27 protein-coding genes are annotated in these 20,306 nt (G+C 54.0%); 13 read left to right on the forward strand and 14 right to left on the reverse strand.

What is annotated here, in order from left to right:
* Nucleotide 1 precedes the first annotated feature (1 nt).
* Complete coding sequence (locus tag RHP47_RS08845) at nucleotides 2-568, forward strand: J domain-containing protein (protein WP_302676719.1); 567 nt, start codon at nucleotides 2-4, stop codon at nucleotides 566-568.
* On the opposite strand, the gene RHP47_RS08850 is transcribed toward RHP47_RS08845, so the two are convergent.
* The 4 genes from RHP47_RS08850 to ndhC are packed head-to-tail and all read right to left on the reverse strand — an operon-like array spanning nucleotide 565 to nucleotide 2,913.
* Nucleotides 565-849: a DUF3288 family protein gene (locus RHP47_RS08850; RefSeq protein ID WP_149820082.1), complete on the reverse strand. Its 285-nt coding sequence runs from the start codon at nucleotides 847-849 to the stop codon at nucleotides 565-567. The two genes, RHP47_RS08845 and RHP47_RS08850, sit on opposite strands and share 4 nt — an antisense overlap.
* Nucleotides 850-878: 29 nt before the next feature.
* A complete protein-coding gene (gene dprA / locus RHP47_RS08855; RefSeq protein ID WP_310840267.1) occupies nucleotides 879-2,003 on the reverse strand; it encodes a DNA-processing protein DprA in 1,125 nt (374 codons plus the stop codon).
* A gap of 6 nt (nucleotides 2,004-2,009) precedes the next feature.
* Nucleotides 2,010-2,516, reverse strand: a complete 507-nt coding sequence (locus tag RHP47_RS08860; RefSeq protein ID WP_149820084.1) for an NAD(P)H-quinone oxidoreductase subunit J — start codon at nucleotides 2,514-2,516, stop codon at nucleotides 2,010-2,012.
* Nucleotides 2,517-2,550: 34 nt separating this feature from the next.
* The gene (ndhC, locus tag RHP47_RS08865; RefSeq protein WP_149820086.1) at nucleotides 2,551-2,913 is read right to left on the reverse strand and encodes a photosynthetic/respiratory NAD(P)H-quinone oxidoreductase subunit C; all 363 of its coding nucleotides are present in this window, start codon (nucleotides 2,911-2,913) and stop codon (nucleotides 2,551-2,553) included.
* A 114-nt stretch (nucleotides 2,914-3,027) separates the two neighbouring features.
* On the opposite strand from ndhC, the gene RHP47_RS08870 reads away from it, so the two are divergent.
* Nucleotides 3,028-4,017 carry a carbohydrate kinase gene (locus RHP47_RS08870; RefSeq protein ID WP_310840269.1) on the forward strand — a complete coding sequence of 330 codons (990 nt, stop codon included), beginning with the start codon at nucleotides 3,028-3,030 and terminating at the stop codon, nucleotides 4,015-4,017.
* On the opposite strand, the gene RHP47_RS08875 is transcribed toward RHP47_RS08870, so the two are convergent.
* The 7 genes from RHP47_RS08875 to RHP47_RS08905 all read right to left on the reverse strand — a co-directional run bounded on the left by RHP47_RS08875 (nucleotide 3,959) and on the right by RHP47_RS08905 (nucleotide 8,487).
* Nucleotides 3,959-4,207 carry a hypothetical protein gene (locus RHP47_RS08875; RefSeq protein WP_190278043.1) on the reverse strand — a complete coding sequence of 83 codons (249 nt, stop codon included), beginning with the start codon at nucleotides 4,205-4,207 and terminating at the stop codon, nucleotides 3,959-3,961. The two genes, RHP47_RS08870 and RHP47_RS08875, sit on opposite strands and share 59 nt — an antisense overlap.
* Nucleotides 4,208-4,479: 272 nt before the next feature.
* Nucleotides 4,480-5,622, reverse strand: a complete 1,143-nt coding sequence (gene acsF / locus RHP47_RS08880) for a magnesium-protoporphyrin IX monomethyl ester (oxidative) cyclase (RefSeq protein ID WP_149820092.1) — start codon at nucleotides 5,620-5,622, stop codon at nucleotides 4,480-4,482.
* 86 nt (nucleotides 5,623-5,708) lie between these two features.
* Nucleotides 5,709-6,077: an Npun_F0494 family protein gene (locus RHP47_RS08885; RefSeq protein ID WP_310840270.1), complete on the reverse strand. Its 369-nt coding sequence runs from the start codon at nucleotides 6,075-6,077 to the stop codon at nucleotides 5,709-5,711.
* An 11-nt stretch (nucleotides 6,078-6,088) separates the two neighbouring features.
* Nucleotides 6,089-6,763 carry a hypothetical protein gene (locus RHP47_RS08890; RefSeq protein ID WP_149820097.1) on the reverse strand — a complete coding sequence of 225 codons (675 nt, stop codon included), beginning with the start codon at nucleotides 6,761-6,763 and terminating at the stop codon, nucleotides 6,089-6,091.
* Nucleotides 6,764-6,936: 173 nt separating this feature from the next.
* Nucleotides 6,937-7,680 carry a dienelactone hydrolase family protein gene (locus RHP47_RS08895; protein WP_149820099.1) on the reverse strand — a complete coding sequence of 248 codons (744 nt, stop codon included), beginning with the start codon at nucleotides 7,678-7,680 and terminating at the stop codon, nucleotides 6,937-6,939.
* Between the two features lie 10 nt (nucleotides 7,681-7,690).
* Nucleotides 7,691-7,876 (reverse strand): hypothetical protein, encoded by a 186-nt coding sequence (locus RHP47_RS08900; RefSeq protein ID WP_149820101.1) that lies wholly within the window; start codon nucleotides 7,874-7,876, stop codon nucleotides 7,691-7,693.
* A gap of 26 nt (nucleotides 7,877-7,902) precedes the next feature.
* A complete protein-coding gene (locus RHP47_RS08905; RefSeq protein WP_286649554.1) occupies nucleotides 7,903-8,487 on the reverse strand; it encodes a thylakoid membrane photosystem I accumulation factor in 585 nt (194 codons plus the stop codon).
* Nucleotides 8,488-8,655: 168 nt separating this feature from the next.
* Between RHP47_RS08905 and RHP47_RS08910 the strand changes: the two genes are divergently transcribed.
* The 4 genes from RHP47_RS08910 to RHP47_RS08925 are packed head-to-tail and all read left to right on the forward strand — an operon-like array spanning nucleotide 8,656 to nucleotide 11,477.
* A complete protein-coding gene (locus tag RHP47_RS08910; protein WP_310840271.1) occupies nucleotides 8,656-9,417 on the forward strand; it encodes a DUF4382 domain-containing protein in 762 nt (253 codons plus the stop codon).
* Nucleotides 9,414-9,896, forward strand: coding sequence for a carboxypeptidase-like regulatory domain-containing protein (locus tag RHP47_RS08915; RefSeq protein ID WP_149820102.1), 483 nt, complete (start codon nucleotides 9,414-9,416; stop codon nucleotides 9,894-9,896). The genes RHP47_RS08910 and RHP47_RS08915 overlap by 4 nt, the downstream gene beginning before the upstream one ends.
* A gap of 2 nt (nucleotides 9,897-9,898) precedes the next feature.
* Nucleotides 9,899-10,585: a cobalt transporter CbiM gene (cbiM, locus tag RHP47_RS08920; RefSeq protein WP_310840272.1), complete on the forward strand. Its 687-nt coding sequence runs from the start codon at nucleotides 9,899-9,901 to the stop codon at nucleotides 10,583-10,585.
* Complete coding sequence (locus tag RHP47_RS08925) at nucleotides 10,548-11,477, forward strand: AEC family transporter (RefSeq protein ID WP_149820104.1); 930 nt, start codon at nucleotides 10,548-10,550, stop codon at nucleotides 11,475-11,477. Before cbiM ends, RHP47_RS08925 begins: the two co-directional genes overlap by 38 nt.
* 14 nt (nucleotides 11,478-11,491) lie before the next feature.
* Here the strand turns inward: RHP47_RS08925 and petM are convergent, their stop codons facing one another.
* On the reverse strand, nucleotides 11,492-11,593 hold the full coding sequence (petM, locus tag RHP47_RS13040) for a cytochrome b6-f complex subunit PetM (protein WP_011057256.1): 102 nt from the start codon (nucleotides 11,591-11,593) through the stop codon (nucleotides 11,492-11,494).
* A 51-nt stretch (nucleotides 11,594-11,644) separates the two neighbouring features.
* Nucleotides 11,645-12,007 carry a hypothetical protein gene (locus RHP47_RS08930; RefSeq protein ID WP_149820106.1) on the reverse strand — a complete coding sequence of 121 codons (363 nt, stop codon included), beginning with the start codon at nucleotides 12,005-12,007 and terminating at the stop codon, nucleotides 11,645-11,647.
* Nucleotides 12,008-12,121: 114 nt separating this feature from the next.
* Here RHP47_RS08930 and bchD point away from each other — a divergent pair, with 114 nt between their 5' ends.
* Nucleotides 12,122-14,125 carry a magnesium chelatase ATPase subunit D gene (gene bchD / locus RHP47_RS08935; RefSeq protein ID WP_310840273.1) on the forward strand — a complete coding sequence of 668 codons (2,004 nt, stop codon included), beginning with the start codon at nucleotides 12,122-12,124 and terminating at the stop codon, nucleotides 14,123-14,125.
* Between the two features lie 67 nt (nucleotides 14,126-14,192).
* Here bchD and groL read toward each other — a convergent pair whose 3' ends face one another.
* Nucleotides 14,193-15,824 (reverse strand): chaperonin GroEL, encoded by a 1,632-nt coding sequence (groL, locus tag RHP47_RS08940; RefSeq protein WP_206201182.1) that lies wholly within the window; start codon nucleotides 15,822-15,824, stop codon nucleotides 14,193-14,195.
* A gap of 184 nt (nucleotides 15,825-16,008) precedes the next feature.
* Between groL and RHP47_RS08945 the strand changes: the two genes are divergently transcribed.
* From RHP47_RS08945 to ctpC, 6 genes are all read left to right on the forward strand, one after another.
* Nucleotides 16,009-16,608: a CAP domain-containing protein gene (locus RHP47_RS08945; RefSeq protein WP_286625425.1), complete on the forward strand. Its 600-nt coding sequence runs from the start codon at nucleotides 16,009-16,011 to the stop codon at nucleotides 16,606-16,608.
* A 63-nt stretch (nucleotides 16,609-16,671) separates the two neighbouring features.
* On the forward strand, nucleotides 16,672-16,917 hold the full coding sequence (locus tag RHP47_RS08950; RefSeq protein WP_149820114.1) for a chlororespiratory reduction protein 7: 246 nt from the start codon (nucleotides 16,672-16,674) through the stop codon (nucleotides 16,915-16,917).
* Nucleotides 16,918-17,096: 179 nt separating this feature from the next.
* Nucleotides 17,097-17,567 (forward strand): SRPBCC family protein, encoded by a 471-nt coding sequence (locus tag RHP47_RS08955; RefSeq protein ID WP_315863457.1) that lies wholly within the window; start codon nucleotides 17,097-17,099, stop codon nucleotides 17,565-17,567.
* Between the two features lie 19 nt (nucleotides 17,568-17,586).
* Nucleotides 17,587-18,474 (forward strand): acetylglutamate kinase, encoded by an 888-nt coding sequence (gene argB, locus RHP47_RS08960; protein WP_149820119.1) that lies wholly within the window; start codon nucleotides 17,587-17,589, stop codon nucleotides 18,472-18,474.
* Nucleotides 18,475-18,542: 68 nt separating this feature from the next.
* Nucleotides 18,543-18,881, forward strand: coding sequence for a hypothetical protein (locus tag RHP47_RS08965; protein ID WP_190278045.1), 339 nt, complete (start codon nucleotides 18,543-18,545; stop codon nucleotides 18,879-18,881).
* A gap of 117 nt (nucleotides 18,882-18,998) precedes the next feature.
* A complete protein-coding gene (gene ctpC, locus RHP47_RS08970) occupies nucleotides 18,999-20,300 on the forward strand; it encodes a carboxyl-terminal processing protease CtpC (protein WP_310840275.1) in 1,302 nt (433 codons plus the stop codon).
* Nucleotides 20,301-20,306: the final 6 nt, after the last annotated feature.

Raw genomic sequence — 20,306 nt, forward strand, 5'->3', positions numbered from 1 at the left:
AATGAATTTAGAAGAGTGCTATCGCCTTCTGGAGTTGCCACAAGGGGCGTCCTTAGCTCAAGTGAAATCCGCCTACCGACGGCTAGCACGACGCTATCATCCCGATGTCAACCCTGGCGATCGCACTGCCCATGAGAAGTTTATTCTCCTCCAACAGGCCTATGAAAAATTAGTACGAGGACTGCCCACCTTTCGGCCTACCCCTGTTAAATCAGAACCCCAATCTCGCCCACCGCAGCCACCGCCGCCTCTTTCCGCCTTTGAAATTCAACTCAAAGATACTAGCTATCGCCAACTGCAAGAGTTTCTCAAATATCACTGCTATCAACGTGCCATATCCCTTGTGGAAGGGTTGGCCAGTCGGCTGCCTCAAGATGCCGAAGTACGCCAGTGGCAAGCCGTCACCTATCAGTGCTGGGCGAGGCAACTCATTCGCGATCGCCAGCCCCAAGCGGCACGGGAATACCTGCATCGCGCGCTGAAAGCCGATCCGGATAACCGACTCCTTTGGCAAGAAGCAGAAAAAGACTTTCGTACCCTTGATCGCCTCTACGGCAAAGACATCTAAGTCCAATCCTCCCGTTTATTGCTGCCCAGCTTGTAAACACCGCCGCGGGCGTGAATGGCACGGGTACGCTCAAACAGTTCTTCCTCCGTGAGTTGCCATTTTTCTAGCAGCTCTGCCATTAACTTCTTATTGGTTTCGGCACCGGGGAAGCCATCATAGCGAATCAGCAATCGCCCCAATTCCGCCAAGTTGTAATCACTGATGCCCTCTTGTCGCAGGCGCTCGAGGACTAACCGATCTTGGGCTTCGCGGGGATGTTGTAGGTTCTGGGAGTTTGGCATTTTACCCTCCAAGATTTATTGATGAAACTTTAACGGCTAGTTTTGCGATAGCGATTCCCCGGCTGCTGCTCGACCCAACCCGTTAGCTCCAAGTGCATCAGTTCTGCCATCACCACCCCTGTTTCCAAGGGTACGCGCTGCACAATGTCATCAAAGGCAACACTATTGCTGCCTTGGCTCAGTTGTTGAATCGCCTCGAGAATTTGTTGCTGGGGGGGCGATAGCGTTGGGGGTGGGGCTGAGAAGGGAGTTGGAGCGAGGGGGGGTGTATGCCCCAATTGTTCGAGGAGAGCTTCTTCTCCCAAGATAATCTGTGCCCCTTGATTCACCAGACTCAGGGCACCCTTGGCACGGTGGTTATCGAGATGCCCCGGCAGCACATAGACATCACGACCATACTCGGCAGCATAGCGAGCAGTGATCAGGGCACCGGATTTGTAGGGAGCCTCTGCAATAATCACCGCACGGCACAGACCAGCAATGATGCGGTTGCGACGCGGAAATTGGGGGCGATCGGCACCCACACCCCTAGGATACTCGCTCAAGAATCCCCCCCGTTCACGAATCTGGTAATAAAGCGAACGATTTTCCGGTGGGTAGATCATATCCACACCCGTAGCTAAAACGGCCAGTGTGGCACCTCCAGCTTCTAAAGAGCCGCGATGCGCCGCGCCATCAATGCCTGCGGCCATGCCGGAAACAACAATAAACCCAGCTTGGGCAAGGGCATACCCCAGCTTGTGCGCCCAACGCTGGGCATATTCTGAAGGATCACGGGTGCCGACAATGGCAACAGTTGGTGTGGGTTGACTGAGAATTTCTAAAATGCGAGTCCCGCCATAGTAGAGCAAGGGCGGCGGATCGGGAATTTCCCGCAGCAGTGGTGGATAGCGAGGGTCACTCAGCACCCAATGGTGGGGATTTTGCTGGCAGTGGTGCTCGTAGAGAGCTAGGGGTTGGCACTGCTGACGATAGTGGGCGATCGCCCCTTGGAGTTTGGCACCAATCCCCTCTACTTTTCCTAAGGTTTCTACGGACGCTTCCCAAGCAGTTTTCAAATCCCCAAAGTGCTGCCAGAGGCGTTTGAGTAACACCGGGCCAAGGCCGGGTACCTGTGACCAACTGTACCAATAGGCAGCATCAGCGGGAACCAAGGGAGCTTAGTAGGCTTCCTGCAACTCGTAGAAGTCAGGGGTGATGTAGTCTTTGCGCAGCGGCCAGCCCAGCCAATCCTCGGGCATAAGGATGCGCTTCAAATTGGGGTGCCCCTCATAGACAATGCCAAACATATCGTAGGATTCCCGCTCTTGCCAATCGGCGGTTTTCCAAATCCAATACACCGAGGGGACACGGGGATCCTCACGGGGGACAAACACTTTAATCCGCACCTCTGGGGGGCGATCGGCATTATCACTGAGCTTGATCAGGTGGTACGTGCTCACCAAGTCTTGGCCGGGACCCGAATCATAGGCGGCTTGGCACTGCAAATAGTTAAAGCCATCGGCATAGAGGGCTTGGCACACCGCCAGCAGGCGATCGCGATCCACTTTGATGATTTCTACACCAGAGGCATCGGTACCGAGGGATTCCACACTCAGGCTTTTAGACTGGAGAAGGCGGCATACAGGGCCAGCTTCAACAATGGGGGCTTCGGGGGTGTCACTCATGTTCGCTACTCCAACCTAAAGGCAATCAACTCACTCAAGACCATTCGAGGGCACGTTTGCGCCACGCATAAACTAGAGCCACGACCAGAATGGCAATGAAAATCAAGGCTTCAATAAAGGCCAGTAAGCCCAACTGATGGAAGGCCACCGCCCAAGGATATAAAAAGACCGTCTCCACATCAAAAATGACAAAGACGAGGGCAAACATGTAGTAGCGCACATTGAACTGAATCCACGCGCCACCAATGGGTTCCATCCCCGATTCGTAGGTCGTCAAGCGGATCATCCGCCCGGATTTGGGACGCAATAGCGCAGAGGCAGCTAAAGCCAGTACGGGTACCAGACCACAGATAATCAAAAAGCCAAGAAAATACTCGTAACCACTGAGAACAAACACGGTTGCAGTGTCCCTCGATCTTGGAATTGCTACCATTTTGACACACTCCCCTAGCGATCGCTAGGCTAGGGATCAATAGAAAAAACTAAATTGCCCTATAGCGAATCATTAGCGATGTCCCAACCCACTGTCCTCTGTGCTGGCGAAGTCCTCTTTGACTGTTTAGAAGTGCCCCCTGATCCCCCGCAGTGTTTTCTTGGGGGTGCCCCGGCCAATGTGGCCTGTGGTTTGGTGAAGTTGGGGGTGAGTGCGGCCTTTTTGGGGGCTGTGGGGGACGATGCCTTAGGGGAGCAAGCCTGTGCCGAATTAGCCGCTTTGGGCGTCAATATCGAAGCGGTCGAGCGGGTCACTGAGGTGCCGACGCGGCAAGTGCGCGTTCAACTGGTGGGGGGCGATCGCCAGTTTGTGGGATTTGCGCCAGGGGGAACTTCTGTCTTTGCCGATATGCAGTTCTATGGCCAGCAAGTCTCGCCATCGTTCCTAGCTGGGGCACGATTTTTCGTCACCGGCACCCTCGGACTCGCCAGTGAACCCACCGCCACCACCCTTGAACATCTAGTCCAGCAACTGCGGTACAACGGTGCCTTTATTCTCATTGATGCCAACTGGCGACCAATCTTCTGGCGGGATGCGAGTGCTGCTCCTGAACGCCTTCGTCCTTTTTTAGCACAGGCGCATTTCCTGAAACTGGCCAAGGAGGAGGCGGAATTATTTTTCTCTGATAGTGATCCCCAAGTTGTCTATCGTGCCCTTTGGGGGACGGCGCCTGACCATGCCGTGGTCATTACTGACGGGGATCAAACTATTCACTACTGGTGGCACGGAAATCAAGGGGAATTACACCCCCCTACCATGCCTGTGGTGGATACTACTGGTGCCGGGGATGGCTTTGTTGCGGGTTGGATTGCCCAATTATTACAGGGCAGCCCGGAAACCTACCGTGACCCCCAATGGCAGGCTGCTTGTTTAGAATTTGCCACGGTGGTGGGGGCGCTCGTGACGACAAAACGGGGGGCGATCGCTGGTCAACCCACCCTTGCTGAGGTCACTCAATGGCTTCGGGATCATCCTCAAAGAAAAATACGGACGCACTCACCGCCCTAGCAGTGGTTGATGGGCTTGTCGCGATCGCTGGCTGATGTTCACGGCTAGGGATGGCTGCCGCCAAGGGACAGGCCCGCCAAAACCCCCGCACCGGCACATTCAGTTTTTCACAGGTACCACCACGCCGCCCTTCGGAATAATAGAAGCGGCAAAAGCGGCAAGTTGTGGGAGTGAGAATTGGGCTGTCCATCGCGGGGATCAACTCCGAAGTAAAATCTTTAGGCTCTCTACCTTCCATCCTATGAAATTGCCCTCAGCGACTTTTGCAGCGATCACAGGGTCAAAGAGGCTTAGGAAGCAGGTTTTAGCGATCCCCAGTGGTCAAAAGTGCTTTTAGATTCTTTTCATACTCCCGCAACACTCCGTAATAATACGGACATCAATTGTAGGAAAAGTGAAAAAAAGGTTACGTCCGCAGACGCAACCCATGGAGATCAGTATATTTTTAAGCCGCAGAGGAAATTAACGCACCGCCGCCGTCGTGGGTGCCTTGGCCGGGATCAAGAACAACTTGATCATTTGCCACACATTCGAGAGATAGAGGGGAAGTTTCTTCAGAAAACCGCCATTTTGCTTGCTAATTTCTGTCAGCTTGGCATTGTTTTCGACACACCGCTCTAACCGCTGATAAAATTCTGGATGATCGACATCGAGAATCACCGGGAAAACACGGCCTGCGGTTTCATTGGTTTTGGCAATCACCTCACGATCATACTCGCGGGCATCTAGGCCAATCGCAGCATAGAACTTCGCCCGTTGCAAATCGTTGAGGTACATTGTGGCAAAGACCGAGAGCAGGAAGAAGCGGCACCACAGTTTTGGTGGCAGCCAGCAGACCATGAAGTAGCGTGCCCATTTCTTACCAGAGAGGGACAGGGGAATTTCCTTAATCTTTTGCCAGAAGGTGCGCGGCCGATCCAGCATTTGCGGTTGAGCCCGCATGACAGCGTCAAAGAAGTCACCGTGGCGGTTTTCGTCTTGGCACCAGTTCTCAAAGAAGCGAAAGATGGGGTAGATGCGATGTTCGGGGTGCTTCTCCAGATGGCGATAGATCGTAATGTAGCGCCAGTAACCAATTTTCTCGGAGAGGTAGGTGGCGTAGAAGATGAACTCTGGTTCAAAGTAGGTGTAGCTGCGGTGCTGCGTCAAAAAGCCGAGATCCAACGATAGGTTAAAGTCGGCCATCGCTTTATTCAAGAAGCCAGCGTGGCGGGCTTCATCGCGAGACATGAGGGCAAAGCATTCCGCCAATAGGGGGTTGCGATCCTTGAGCTTGCGGCTGAGTTCTTTGTAGAGGAGAAAGCCAGAAAATTCCGCTGTGCAGGAGCGCTCCAAAAATTCAATAAATAACTGGCGGGTTTCGCCATCAATGTGATCCCAAGACTGTTCAAATTCTGCATCCCGCACAAAGTGGTGGCGGTTGTAGTCGCAGCGGAATTCCTCAAGGATGGCCTGAAGTTCTGCTTTGTTTTCAGTAATGTCCATATTGGCCATCGCTTCAAAGTCAGTGGTGTAGAAGCGGGGCGTGAGGATGGTTTCCTTTGCGGGGGCTTTGATGCCCGGCCGCAGTTCTTCAAACTCTGGTTTGGCGACGGTATTAACCATAAAAAGCTGCGTCTCGCTCTTGCTAACGGCACTCATAAAGCATGGTAGCGAAAATCACCGATGCGTTACAGGTCGTTACAGAACCGTTACATTCCCCACCAGCGGCTGAGTTGATTGCGCCAGCGATCGCCCCAAGAGGCCGCCCATGTGGGTTGGCTATAACGTTGAATCAACTGTTGCCCCAAGGGAGTGAGGCGATAGCGATCGGTGAGGCCTTGGCCATCCACTTCGCGGCGCAGTAAACCGACGCGGATCAACCAGTCCAACTCTGCTTCTGCTAGGAGCACAGGCAAGGGCGATCGCGTGAATCCCGATTGAAGACCCGCTTCGCCCGCAATTTCTAGGAGTGCCACACTCCGCTGCTGCATTGTCTGAAACAAGAGGGGCAAAAAGGGACTACAGCGCAGGGCGCGATCGCCCCGTTCCAAAACCTTCGGAGAATACGCGATCGCCACTGCCACCAAACCTACAGAGAATTTAAGTGGCTGGTATCAATGAAGGTTGCCCGGTCATTCACTGACGTACCAGGGGCGGGGGGTGTGCGGGGCGATTGAGCTGCGGCAGAGGTTGATGGCGAAGAGGGAGTTTCTGCCTCCTGACGACGGCGATCGGGTAAGACCACGCGCTCCATAATGAACTCAATCGTGCCCTTGCGCAGCCATCCCCGTGCTACCAAAATATCGCCGAGTCTTGCCCCTGTGGCTCGCTGATCGGCTAAGGCAACCTCAATTTGTGCGGGTGTCACCAATTCTGCTTCAACCAGATAGTTCCCCAAGCGTTTCGTGTAGCTGTCATCATGGGGACGCTGGATAAAGGGGGGCTTTTTCGCGGGTGCCTCAGTCTCTGCTGCCACGCCTGGCAGGCTGTCAAAGTCACGCTGATCCCCCGCTAGGGCAACCAAGCATTCTTTGATTTTCATCAGAATTTCCGCTGCTCGCCGGGGTTGATTTTGCTGGGCTGCCTGCTCCAAGAGCCGCGCTTCTGCCTCAATCAGCGTTTGCCGGGATGCCACTGCTGCAACTTGTAAAATGCGTGCCTGCTGCTGAAGGACAGCCATATCTCGTTCAAGAAGGGCTTTTTTGCACTGCTTGAGAACAAGGGATCCCTGCTTCAGCAGGACTTTGTGGGTAGGAGTAGTCATAGACAGCAACAGCGGGGATAAAGAAGATGACTTAAAAGAATATTAAAGCTTGGCAACTGCCTTTGGCATTGTTTAGGCGATAGGGAACACACAATCTACTTTTACTATAGCCCTTTGTATTGAACCCATTCCGCTGCAGCTGCGTCAAAGTATAAGGTTCTGTAAAGATAGGATTACTGTTGCTGCCGTAGGACGGTGTTGAAGAGTTCTTTGACTTGTTCCCACGCATCCCGTGCTGCTGCTGCATCGTAGCTATCCCGTTGATCGCAGAAGAAGCCATGATCCGCTGGATAGATGAAGATGTGGTGGCGAATGCCGTGGTGGCGCAGCGCCGTTTCAATTTGCTTCACCTGTTCCATGGGAATACTTTGGTCGCGATCGCCAAAGAAGGCATAGAGCGTGCCGCGAATTTTCGGTGTGATTTCAATGGTGGGTAGGCCACCGCCGGGGGTCATGGTTGTCATCCCGGCGCCATAGAATGAGGCCGTGGCTTTAATGTCCGGTAACTGAGCCACCAGATAGGCCACATGACCGCCAAAGCAAAAGCCAATCGTACCAATGGCATCCCCATCCACATTTTCAAGGCCGCGCAGATAGGCAATGGTGGCTTGGGTGTCACTAAGGAGTTCCGCGGCTTTGGTTTGGTTTTTGTACTGCCGCCCCAAATCAATATCAGCGGCGGTGTAGCCCGTTTCAAAGCCGGGGGCAAAGCGTTGGTAAATGGCGGGGGCGATCGCCACATAGCCTTCGCGGGCAATACGTTCGGTCACATCGCGGATATGGGCATTGACGCCAAAAATTTCCTGAAAGACAATCACTGCCGGATAGCGGCCGGGGGCAACAGGCTCGGCTAAGTAGGCATCAATCAGCAGATCGCCATTGACCACCTTGACCCAACGACTGGTAATCTCCACCATCGTGAACCTCCTAGGCAGGAATGTCGAGGTCTGGAAACGTGCGCTTGAAGTCGCTAATCAATTCATCGAGTTCGGCGAGGGCGGATTCAATGTCAATGGTAAGGGTGCCATGACCGGGGAGTTCCAAGAGCTTTTTAAGGCTCTCCCGTTTCGCCAAAACAACTGCTAGACGTTCCTGTAGGGTGGGTAACTCCATCTTGTACCTCGTTGCAAAGCTCACTATTACTCTACCGTTTCGTTGGCCAGCTTCTTCCCTTTGACAGGTGTCGGGGGCACCAGTTCCACATTGATTTCATTCACAGGGCGCGGCCGCAGTTCCAGAGATTGCGATCGCGGCAGCAAATCAAACACTTCCCGAAACGTGTCATCGAGGGTTTCAAAGGGCACCACACCGATAAATTCCTGCCGCAATTGGCCTTGGCGATCGAAAATCAGGGTTTGCGGCACCCGGCCTTTGTAGTAGTAGCCCGCTTCATTGGCGGAGAACTGCGCCCCAAAGGGTAGGGCATCGACATCAATGGCGATGAAATCGGTGACGCGACCATAGTACCCCTGCAATTGGGAGATGGTTGAGGCAAACTGCTTGCAGTCGCGGCTATCGTTCACATAAAACAGCAGCAATGTGGCGCGATCGCTCTGACGCGATTTCTCTAGGGTGACTTTCGGCGGTACCAAAGAGCCATTGCCGGCGTAGAGGGCAAAGATATTCCCATCGTAGCGATCGTCTTGTAACCCCGCCCAACTCGGCGCTGTCCACAGTCCCCACAGCAGGAGGACAAGTCCTAACCAGCCCCAAACCCGTTTCATTTTTCGCTCCATCACGCTCTGTAAAGACACTATACCGCTAGGCCATCCCCCTCCTGTGGATTGTAGAACCGATGCTACACCTTCTAAGGTAGGAAAAGTCTCTTTGTTGCTTTTGCCACTGGCTACAGGGGTGCTCTTTCTGGGGCTTTTTTCGACGTGATCAAAGGAATGAATCTGTACCAACGTTTAGGGATAGTCACGATTTTAAGTACAGCGCTACTGGCGAGTTGTGCGCCCGCCTCGCAAAAGGGCACTCTCCTACTCTATGCCAATGGTGAAGAGCGCTTGCAAACGGGATGGACAAGCAAAGATGGCTGGAAGCTCGAGTTTGACCATGTCTATTTGACGTTGGGCACGGTGACTGCCTACCAAACCCATCCTCCCTTCGATCCTGAGGCGGGCGATCGCCCCGCAAGTGAAGTGACGGTTGTGTTTAGCGATCCTATGACGGTGGATTTGGTGAGTGATCAGCGTCCCCTTGTAGGCAGTGCTGCGGCGGCGGTGGGTCACTTCAATGCCCTGCAGTGGCAGACCCTCGCACCCAGTTTACAACTGGTGGGCACGGCGCAGCGGCGCGATCTCAAGGTGCCCTTTGACATTACGTTGGATCAGCCCTTGGCCTTTGTTTGTGGTGACTACATTGGCGATGAACGCAAGGGAATGGTCACAGCGAACAGTTCCGCTGAGCTAGAGATTACGCTCCACTTTGATCATCTTTTCGGTGATGGGGCTGAACCGGCAACCGCCGAGATCAATCGAGACGCGTTGGGCTTTGACCCCTTTGCCGCGATCGCTACCCCTGAGAGAGTCACGGTTGACTGGACAGGATTACAGCAAAAACTCAGCCCCCAAGAATTTCAAACACTGCTGACAGCTTTGCGGAGTTTGGGTCATGTCGGCGAAGGTCACTGTCGGGAGGTTTCCTCATGAAAACTGTTTTAGCGAGTGTGGCTACCTTAGGACTGATAGTTCCCCAAGCCCTTGCCCATGGGGTTGAGTTGCGCTACAAACCGCAACAGGTGATTCACATTACAGCGCGCTATGACAGTGGCGAACCGATGGCAAATGCTAGGGTACAGGTCTTTGCCCCCGATCGCCCCCAACAGGCCGTCATCAGTGGTACCACCAATGCCCAAGGGGAATTTCAGTTTGTCCCCGATCGCCGCGGTCAGTGGCAGGTGCAGGTACGCCAAGGGGGACATGGCGGCCTACTCACGATTCCGGTAGCGACCCATGCCCAAGCAACGGCTGAAGTTGCTCTTACCGCCGTTCCCGAACCGCCAAGAACGGTTTCCCTGAGTCAATACACTCCCGCACAAATCACGGTCATGATCTTGGCAGTGCTCTGGGGTGCCATTGGCACGGCTTGTTTTGCTTGGTCGCGGCGGCGGCTGCCAGTGGAGTCGTAGTCATGCACATCCCCGATGGTTTAGTGCCGCCCCTGTGGTGTGGACTGGGTTATGCCGGTAGCGGTGGTCTCCTGTGGTGGTCTTGCCGCCGTTTGCAGCGGGCAACGGTAGATCCGCTAGCGATCGTCCCTCGTTTGGCTCTATTAACCACTGCCTTTTTTACCGCCTCTGCGGTTTATATCCCGCTGCCTCCCGCCAGTGTCCATCTCATGTTCCTTGGCAGTCTGGGGATTCTTTTGGGGGAAGGGGCAATGATAGCCGTGGTGGTGGGATTATTTCTACAGGCGGTGATGTTTGGTCATGGCGGTCTGACGACCTTGGGTCTCAATGCGCTGATCATGGGGATTCCAGCGCTCCTTGCCGCTGCTGTTTTTCGGGGGCTGTGGCATCGCTGTCCGCCAAGGGGGCGATCGCTCCTCGGGTTTATCCTTGGGGCGGGGGCTGTGCTGTTGGCTGTTCTCTTATTTGGCGCAGTGATTCTCCTGAGCCTGCCAGCACCCTTGGATCAACAGCGGGAATGGCTAGCGATCGCTGCGATTGGGATTGCCCATTTGCCCCTTGCTATGTTGGAGGGAGTGGTCACGGCTTCACTGCTGGTCTTTTTGGCCAAAGTCAAGCCAGAATTCCTGTCCCAAGGCGTATGCTTTTCCCGTGAAAATTCTCCTTACCCTACTGCCGACCCTCGCTGAACTCTACGGATTAATCTTTCTGTGCATGGGCATTGGCTATGGCAGTAGCCGTTTTTTGCCACCAACGACGGGGGCTTGGCTGGCGCAAGGGTTGTTCTGGGTGGGGACGCCCCTAACGGCATTTAGTTTTATTGTCACCACCCCGATTACGGGTCACAGTACGTTGGCTCCGCTATTGGCGTGGCTAGGAATGGGGATCGGCGTCAGCTTGGCGTGGCTGTGGTTGCAGCAATATCCCGCTCACACGCGGCAGGAGCAGGGCAGTTTTCTCTTGGCAACCATGGTGGGCAACACGGGTTTTATTGGCTTTCCCATTACTTGGCGACTGCTGGGGCAAGAGCACTTCAGTTGGGCGTTGTTTTTTGATCTGATGGGGACGCTCCTCATTTCCTATAGTGCTGGCATTGGTGTGGCGGCGAGTTTTGGCGATCGCGCCATTTCCATCGCAAAACTGCTGTGGCACATTGGCCGCAATCCAACCCTCTGGTGTGTGGGCTTGGGGCTGCTGTTGCGACAGTACCCTCTACCGACGATCGCTCAACAGGGACTTTTAACCTTGGGGTGGTTAATGGTGATTGCTGGATTGATCTATATGGGCATCTGCCTCGGTGAGGCTCCCCTCAAACTCCGCTGGGAACGCATCATTCCCTGTCTGGCGATTAAGATGCTACTGGTGCCGCTGCTGCTGGGGGTAGGGTTAACTCTGATTGGGGTCACCGGGCTGCCGCGCCTCGGAATGGTGCTGCAAGCAGGCATGCCCCCCGCTTTTATGACGCTGATCTTGGCGGATGTTTATCACTTAGACCGCGCTTTTGCCGCCAGCTTAATTTTGACTAGTCTTTTTGCCTTAATTCTTTTCTTGCCCCTGTGGCTGGTGCTCTTTGCCGGCTAGGGGCATTGGGTTGCTTAATCGTCTGGGGTCAAACGCAACAGCAGGTACCCTGCGCCTAACCCAACTAGAACCAGCGTAAACGTAATTACCGCAGTATTGAAAATCTCTTCTGCCATAGGGCGGCCTCAGCTAACAAGAACTCATTTTAACCAATTTGGCTCCTTTGCTTACCACGGCTCCAAAACAGGTTCCCGCAGCAGCTCATGGGTACCACGATTCACGGTCAAGAACATCCCGCGGGGTGTTTTGGTCAATAGATACGTGTACTCACCATTGACGGCTTCAAAATAGTACCCTTGAGGACTCCAATCCCGCAGGGGCAGCCGAATTGATAGGCGCGGATCCTGCTTGTGTCGTGCCATATAGTAGGCGGGGCGATCGCCCCCACAGATATTCACCCAATAGCTACGGGTCTCCGTGGCCACAAAGGTACTTTCATAGGAGCGACAGGAGAGGGGGCGTGCCAGTGCCGACAGAGGTGTCAGGATTAACAAGGTTACAGCAGCAACTGTCTGCCCAAAGTATTTCATTAAGAGAGTTCTCCATGGGTTTCTAACTCCAGTCTAGCCAAGGAGGCGGGAAAGGGTTTCCACCCTCGGTAAGATAGATGATGACGACTGCTGTTTACCTTCAACAGGGATGCAATGACGCTCGCGATCGCCCCCTTTCCCATCACCGCCATCATTGGTCAAGAGGCTATTAAATTGGCGCTGCTGTTGGCCGCCGTTGATCCCGGTTTGGGGGGGGTGATCATTGCGGGGCGGCGGGGGACTGCCAAATCCGTCCTTGCGCGGGGTATTCATGCCCTATTGCCCCCCATTGAAGTCATTGATCAAGGGGAGATCCCAGTACCGATCATTGCCAACCCCGATCCCGAACGTCCTCAAGACTGGGATAGCCGCTTGCAGGCTTGGCGCCAAAGTCATCCCGATGTCGCTTTGACCACCAAAGTGATTCCAGCCCCCTTTGTGCAAATTCCCCTAGGGGTCACCGAAGATCGCCTCTTGGGAGCCGTGGATGTGAGTCAATCGGTGCAGCGGGGCGAAGCGGTCTTTCAGCCCGGCCTATTGGCGGCAGCCCACCGCGGCGTGCTCTATGTGGATGAAATCAATCTCTTGGATGAGCAGCTAGCCAATGTCCTGATGGCCGTGCTGAGTGCTGGCCGCAACCAAATTGAACGGGAGGGGATTAGTCTGGATCACCCCTGTCGTCCCCTGTTGATTGCCACCTTTAATCCCGATGAGGGAGAAGTACCACCCCATCTGCTGGATCGGTTTGCGATCGCCCTATCGGCGGATACGGTTCTGGGCTTAGATGAGCGGGTTGCAGCGGTGGATCATGCCACCCAATTTGCTGATTCGCCCCAAGCCTTTTTGCAGCAGTACGATGCTGAGCTAGAGGATCTGCGCACCCAAATTATTCTGGCGCGGGAATGGCTCAAGGAAGTGAAAATTCAACGGCAGCAAATTGCCTATCTGGTCACCGAAGCCCTACGGGCGGGAGTGCAAGGCCATCGAGCAGAACTCTTTGCGGTGCGGGTGGCCAAAGCCCATGCTGCCCTGAATGGCCGCAGTGGGGTCAATGCCGAAGACCTACGCCGCGCTGTTGAACTCGTCATTGTGTCGCGAGCCACGCAACTGGAACCGCCGCCGGATCAACCGCCCCCACCGCCGCCCCTCCCAGAGAATCAGCAGTCTGACCCCAAAGAAGAACCCGATGAACCAGAGACACCACCGGAAGAGCAGCAGGAGACACCACCGATTCCTGAGGAATTTGTCTTTGAGGCCGATGGCACGGTCTTGGATGAGTCGGTGCTCTACTTTGCCCAACTGACCCAGCGCCAAGGGAAATCGGGGAGCCGTAGCCTGATTTATTCCCAAGATCGCGGTCGCTATATCCGCCCCATTTTGCCCCGTGGCCGAGGGGGTCGAATTGCGGTGGATGCCACCCTGCGCAGCGCCGCTCCCTACCAAAAATCCCGTCGCCTACGCCAACCCCAACGCCGCGTCATTGTTGAAAACAGTGATCTGCGAATTAAACGTTTGGTACGCAAAGCGGGTGCCTTGATTATTTTTGTCGTGGATGCCTCTGGCTCAATGGCACTGAACCGCATGAATTCTGCCAAGGGCGCTGTTTTACGCCTATTGACCCAAGCCTATCAAAACCGCGATATGGTGGCGCTGATTCCCTTTCGTGGCGAGCAAGCAGAGGTGCTCCTACCCCCCACCCGATCCATTGAAGCGGCACGGCGACGCCTTGAAACCCTGCCCTGTGGGGGTGGCTCTCCCCTTGCCCACGGTCTGACCCAAGCGGTGCGAGTGGGTTTGAATGCCAAACAAAGCGGTGAAATTGGTCAAGTGATGATTGTGGCCATTACCGATGGTCGAGGCAATATCCCCCTGAGCCGTTCCCTTGGCGAAACCATTCCGCCGGAGACCAAGCCCGATGTCAAAGCGGAAGTACTGGAAATTGCCGCTAAAATTCAAGCCTTGGGTCTGAAGCTCTTGGTGATTGACACCGAGAATAAGTTTGTTTCCACGGGGATGGGCAAAGAATTGGCACGGCAAGCGGGGGGTAAGTACTACCATTTGCCCAAGGCCACCGATCAGGCGATCGCCCAAGTGACACAGAATGCCCTGCAATTTTAGCCACCAATAAAAAACTCTCCCCCCAGTTAGAGAGGAGAGAACCTAGCAAACTATTGGGGCAGTAAGCCTACATCATGCCGCCCATGCCCCCCATACCGCCATCCGCAGGAGCTGCCGGTTTCGGTTCCGGTTTTTCGACCACAAGGGCTTCTGTCGTCAGTACCATGCCGGCGATCGAACCAGCATTTTGCAGGGCAGAGCGTACGACTTTGGCAGGGTCAATAATACCGGCACTAACGAGATCTTCATAGGTGCCCGTTGCAGCATTAAAGCCATAGTTAAAGTCACCGGCACGGACATTCTCGACGACTACGGCTCCTTCGACACCAGCATTGTCAGCAATTTGAGCCACTGGCGCTGCCAAGGCACTGGCAACAATGCGTGCCCCTGTTTGTTCCTCGGGACTGAGGCTAGGCAGCAGGGCATCAATGCGACTGGCCAAGTGAAGCAAGGTCACACCACCGCCGGGCACAATCCCTTCAGCCACTGCCGCTTTGGTGGCATTGAGGGCATCTTCGAGGCGGAGTTTGCGATCCTTCAATTCCGTTTCGGTGGCAGCTCCTACTTTGATCACCGCTACGCCGCCCACGAGCTTGGCAATGCGCTCTTGCAGCTTTTCTTTGTCGTATTCGGAGTCGGTTTCGGCCAACTGCTTCTTGAGCTGCTCGACCCGCTTTTGAATATCGGCTTTATTGCCCTTCTCCGACACCAGGGTGGTCGTGTCTTTGGTCACAGTGACGGAGGCGGCTTCTCCCAGCATGGTGATTTCCACATCATCTAGGGTCAGTCCCACTTCCTCAGAAATGACTTGACCGCCCGTGAGAATGGCAATGTCTTGGAGCATCGCTTTGCGCCGTTCGCCAAAGGCTGGGGCTTTCACGGCAACCACATTGAGGACACCCCGCAGTTTATTCACCACCAATGTGGCGAGGGCTTCGCCTTCTACATCTTCAGCAATGATCACGAGGGGACGACCACTGCGAGCCACTCTTTCTAGGGTGGGAATCAGGTCTTGGATGCTGGTAATTTTTTTGTCCGTCAACAGCAGATAGGCATTGTTGAGTTGAACAATCATCCGCTCTGGATCGGTGACAAAGTAGGGCGAAATGTAGCCGCGATCAAACTGCATCCCCTCAACAATTTCCATTTCTGTATTCAGGGATTTCGATTCTTCAATGGTGATCACGCCATCTTTGCCGACTTTGGCCATGGCTTCACCAATCATGGCTCCCACTTCGGGGTCATTACCGGCAGAGACGGTGGCCACTTGGGCAATCATGTCCCCTTCAACGGGTTTGGCCACTTCGGCAATGCCCTCGACAATGGTTTTGATCGCTTTTTCCATACCGCGCTTGAGGGCAATGGGGTTAGCACCGGCAGCCACGTTTTTCAGGCCTTCACGGATCAGGGCTTGGGCAAGGAGGGTCGCTGTTGTTGTGCCATCGCCGACGACATCATTGGTTTTGGCGGCCACTTCCCGAATCAGTTGGGCACCAGTATTTTCGTAGGCATCTTCCAGTTCGATTTCCTTGGCGATCGTCACGCCATCGTTAACAATTTGCGGTGCGCCATACTTTTTCTCAAGCACCACGTTGCGCCCTTTGGGGCCAAGGGTAATTTTCACGGCATCGGCAAGGGCATTAATTCCGCGTTCGAGCGATCGCCGGGACTCTTCATGAAATGCGACTAATTTTGCCATGGGTGGCTATCCTTTAGTAACTTGGAGGTCATGATTGAGGGACTGCAAACTTAGCAGGCTTCAAGCCATTGTTTACAGTACTGTGGAAAACCAGCTGAGGGCAATGGCAGAAAATGTAGGGGATTCCGCACTTGCTCGCGTACACTGGCAATAGACTGACAATAGATTAACAAGCTTCGCAGCCATGGCTGGCCGCCACCTCAATCAACAACGCCTACAGGTCTTCTTATACGTCACCTTAATGCTCGGCATTGCCCTTGCAGCGGCCAAGGAGTATTTTTACTTGAACAATGGCCAAGGGGGGCAAGATTGGCAAATTGGTGCTCCACAGGTGGATGTCATTGCTGCTCAGCCAAAACGCTCCCTTGCGGAAATACGAGCCTTTGCCCTGCAATTGGTGAATCGCGATCGCCAGCTCAATGGACTGCCGCCCCTTGTTGCCGATGAATTACTGACAGAGGCAGCACAACGCCACGCCGAAGATATGCTCAAACGCCAATACTTTAGCCATACCAATCCCGATGGGCAATCCCCAATGGATCGCTTTATCGCCTTGGGGGGACGCGGTGGCGTCGGTGAAAATATCATGGAGCAGAAGGGCACCCCCGGCTTGGTGCTCAACTATAAGCTGATTGAGCGCTTCCAAAAAGGCTGGATGTATAGTGAGGGGCACCGCCAAAATATCCTGCGGCCTGAATTTACCCGCTTTGGCTTTGGCATTGCTTTGAATACAGCACGCGGAGAAGTCTATGCTGTACAGATGTTTGCACTGCCAGCCCAGTAAAGGCCGAGCGTTGCTGCGCGGATAATTTCCAATGTAATCAATGTCAACTTAACCGCATTCGCTATGTTCACTGAAGAAATGTACGTTGTCCTCGAATCCAGTGCCAGCAATGAAGTCTTTCTCACGCCGATGGAGCTACAGGCCAAGCTGGTGGAGTATCTAACAGGAACCGAGGTTGCCCTAACGCCGGATCTGCTTGCTTTGCCCGATGTGGAAAGTCGTGCCCACTACCTCCTGACAACGGGTTGTGAACTGCAATTACCCAATGGTGGCTACCTTCAGTGGTATGCCGTGCGTTTAGAAAAATAATCGTTACACAGAGTTACGAAACTCCTGCTCGGAAAATTCCGTTCTAATATAGATAAGGCTCTTGGATCAATCAAGGGTTCAGACGATTATTTATTCTTTCGTGGTGTCCAAATCGTCAGGAATAGCAGGGTAACGAGACTGTGGCCGATCGCCGTCGTCAACAAAAGAAAAAACAGCAAATGACCTACAGCTGGCCGTTGGCAGGCACCTATCAAGCCCTTAGCTCTGCATCGGTGGATTTGATCTGGCGCAAAGTGGTGAATTTGGCCGATGTGTCGTGGCATCCCTTGATTTTGCGCACGAATGTGCCCTACGGACTCGTACCCAAGCCGGGGTTTATTTTCCAAGCCATGACCCGTTGGATTCCGTGGCCGATTCGGATTTTTGTCGAACGGGTATCACCGGGAAAACTGTTGAGTATTCGCATTTTGGTCTTGCCGGGGGTAGAGGAACGGGTAACCTATCGTTTAGAATCAACGGTCTGTGGGAGTCAGATTTCTTGCTCAGTGATGTTGCGGGGGTGGCTGGCGCCATTGATTTGGTCGCTGATTCGCGATTCTGCGGCAGGGTTGGCTGCCCGCTTAGCAGTTGCTGCTGAGAAAGATCCCCCCTCTGCTCAGCCCCCCATTGATCCCTGCTTAGGTTTTTAGACGGACAAAAGAAAACTCTATGCTCAGCGATAGCGATCGCGTTCGTGTTCTCAGTGAAGCCCTGCCCTATCTCCAAGCCTTTGCCGGGCGCACCTTTGTGGTCAAATACGGCGGTGCCGCCATGAAGGAAGAACAGCTCAAGGATTCCGTGATTCGCGATATTGTCTTTCTCTCCTATGTGGGGATTCGCCCTGTGGTGGTTCATGGCGGTGGCCCAGAAATCAATACTTGGCTTGGCAAACTCAACATTGAACCCCAATTCAAAAATGGGCTGCGCGTCACCGATGCCGCAACGATGGATGTGGTGGAGATGGTCTTGGTGGGTCGGGTCAACAAGGAAATTGTCACCCTGATCAATCAGGCGGGTGGTAAAGCAGTGGGGCTGTGCGGCAAAGATGGCAACCTGATTCGTGCCCGCGCCCAAGGGGAAGATAGCATCGGCTTTGTCGGTGAAGTACAGGGGGTGGATACCCGCGTGATTACGGCACTAGTGGAGAAGGGGTATATTCCCGTCATCTCCAGTGTGGCTGCCGATGATACTGGGCAAGCCTACAACATCAATGCTGATACTGTTGCTGGCGAGATTGCGGCGGCTTTGGGGGCTGAGAAGCTGATTTTACTGACGGATACCGCAGGTATTTTACGGGATTATCGCGACCCTAGTACTCTCATTTATCGCCTTGATATTGCCGAAGCGCGGCAACTCATTAAAGAGGGGGTTGTCTCTGGGGGGATGATTCCGAAAGTCACCTGTTGCGTGCGATCGCTCGCTCAAGGGGTGAAAGCAGCGCACATTATTGATGGCCGGGTGCCCCACGCCCTATTACTGGAAATTTTTACCGATTCGGGGATTGGCTCAATGCTCGTGGGTTCCAATGCAGCCTACGATCGCGCCTTTATTGATTGAAACTTTTTGCATGAAAAAGGGCGTCCTAGGGTATGACGAGGATGTTTTAGTGTAAGCGCCTATTACTTATGAAATTATTCTCTTTAATCCTAATTAGTAGCAGCTTAGCCACTAGCCTGACGCTGCCAGCAGGGGCCATTTCCCAACCCTACCCCCCAGTGGCGGTGAATAGTTTTATGGATACCTGCATCGAGCGTGGCCGCCGATCGGCTCCCCTTGTGCCCCGTTCAATGATGGGTAATATTTGTCAGTGCTCCATCAACTACATTCAACAGCGATTGAGCTACACTGATTTTCAAACCCTTGATCCCAACGGCGGTCAACCGCAATCTCCTCGCCAACAGCGGGCACAGCGGGTTCTCGATGAAAGTGTGAACTACTGCATTCGCCAGCAACTGGGGGTCTAGGCACTTTTGGAGCCTGCTGAGCGTCGGAAAATTTAGCCTGCGATCGCCAACGGCCAAGGCAAGTCTTTGTGCTAGATTGGGCGTAGGCTAAAGGATCGACAATTTAGGACGAATCATATGGGCATCACACACCGCACGCTCGTTGTCAGTACGACAGTGGTTATGACGGCATTAGTTGCTGTCACGGGTGCGGGTCTGCACTGGTCCCGTAGCCTAGCAGGTTTTCGCCAAAGTCCTAAGGAACTGGTGGATGAAGTGTGGCAGGTCATTGACCGTGAATACGTTGATGCCACCTTCAATGGCAATGACTGGCGTGCCGTGCGGCGGGAATTTCTCTCTCGGAACTACACCAAACCTGAGGATGCTTACAAGGCAGCACGGGAAATGCTCGAGAAGCTCAATGATCCCTACACCCGCTTTATGGATCCGGAGCAGTTTCGCTCTATGCAAATTGAAACCTCTGGTGAACTCACAGGGGTAGGTATCACCATTACCCAGGACGAAAAGACCAAAGAAATCACCGTGGTTTCCCCCATTGAAGGGAGTCCCGCCGCTGAGATGGGTTTAATGGCCAAGGATGTGATCCTGAAAATTGATGGCAAATCCACCAAGGGCATGGATCTCAACCAAGCCGTCAGCATGATCCGTGGCCCTGTGAATACAAAAGTGCGCCTGACGATCCAGCGGGGCGATCAAATCTTGAATTATGAGATCACCCGTGCCCGCATTGAAATTCATCCTGTTCGCTTCAGCCTACGCCAAACTCCCCAAGGCCCTGTCGGCTATATTCGCCTTGTCACCTTTAGCTCCAATGCAGCAGCAGAAATGCGCGCCGCCATTCGGGAGTTAGAGAAGCAAGGCGTTGAAGGCTATGTTTTGGATTTACGCTCCAATCCGGGTGGCCTACTCTTTGCCAGTGCTGAAATTGCCCGCATGTTTCTACCGCAGGGCGATATTGTCTCTACGGTCAATCGCCAAGGGGAAGCAGAACGCTTACGCGCCGGTCGCGGCTTCTTGACCAATAAGCCCCTTGTGGTTCTCATTGATGGCGGCTCGGCCAGCGCCAGCGAAATCCTCGCAGGTGCCCTACAGGATAATGGCCGTGCCGTGTTGGTGGGAACACGCACCTTTGGGAAAGGCTTGGTGCAGTCCGTCCAGCCCGTGGGGGAAGGGGCAGGGATTGCGGTAACGATCGCCAAATACTTTACCCCCAGTGGTCGTGATATTAACAAGAAAGGCATTGAACCCGATATTGAAGTCACACTCACGGAGCAGCAGCGGGAACAACTGACGCGCGATGACATTGCCACCGATCGTGATCCTCAATTTACACGGGCGCTAGCGGTTCTCAATGAACGTATCCTAGCGGAGCGACGCAATACCCAATCAGCGCGTCCTGCCCAGACAGCCAATCCTTAAGTTCAC

This window comes from Thermosynechococcus sp. QKsg1, assembly GCF_031586415.1.
In the GTDB taxonomy this organism is placed as follows: Bacteria; Cyanobacteriota; Cyanobacteriia; order Thermosynechococcales; family Thermosynechococcaceae; genus Thermosynechococcus.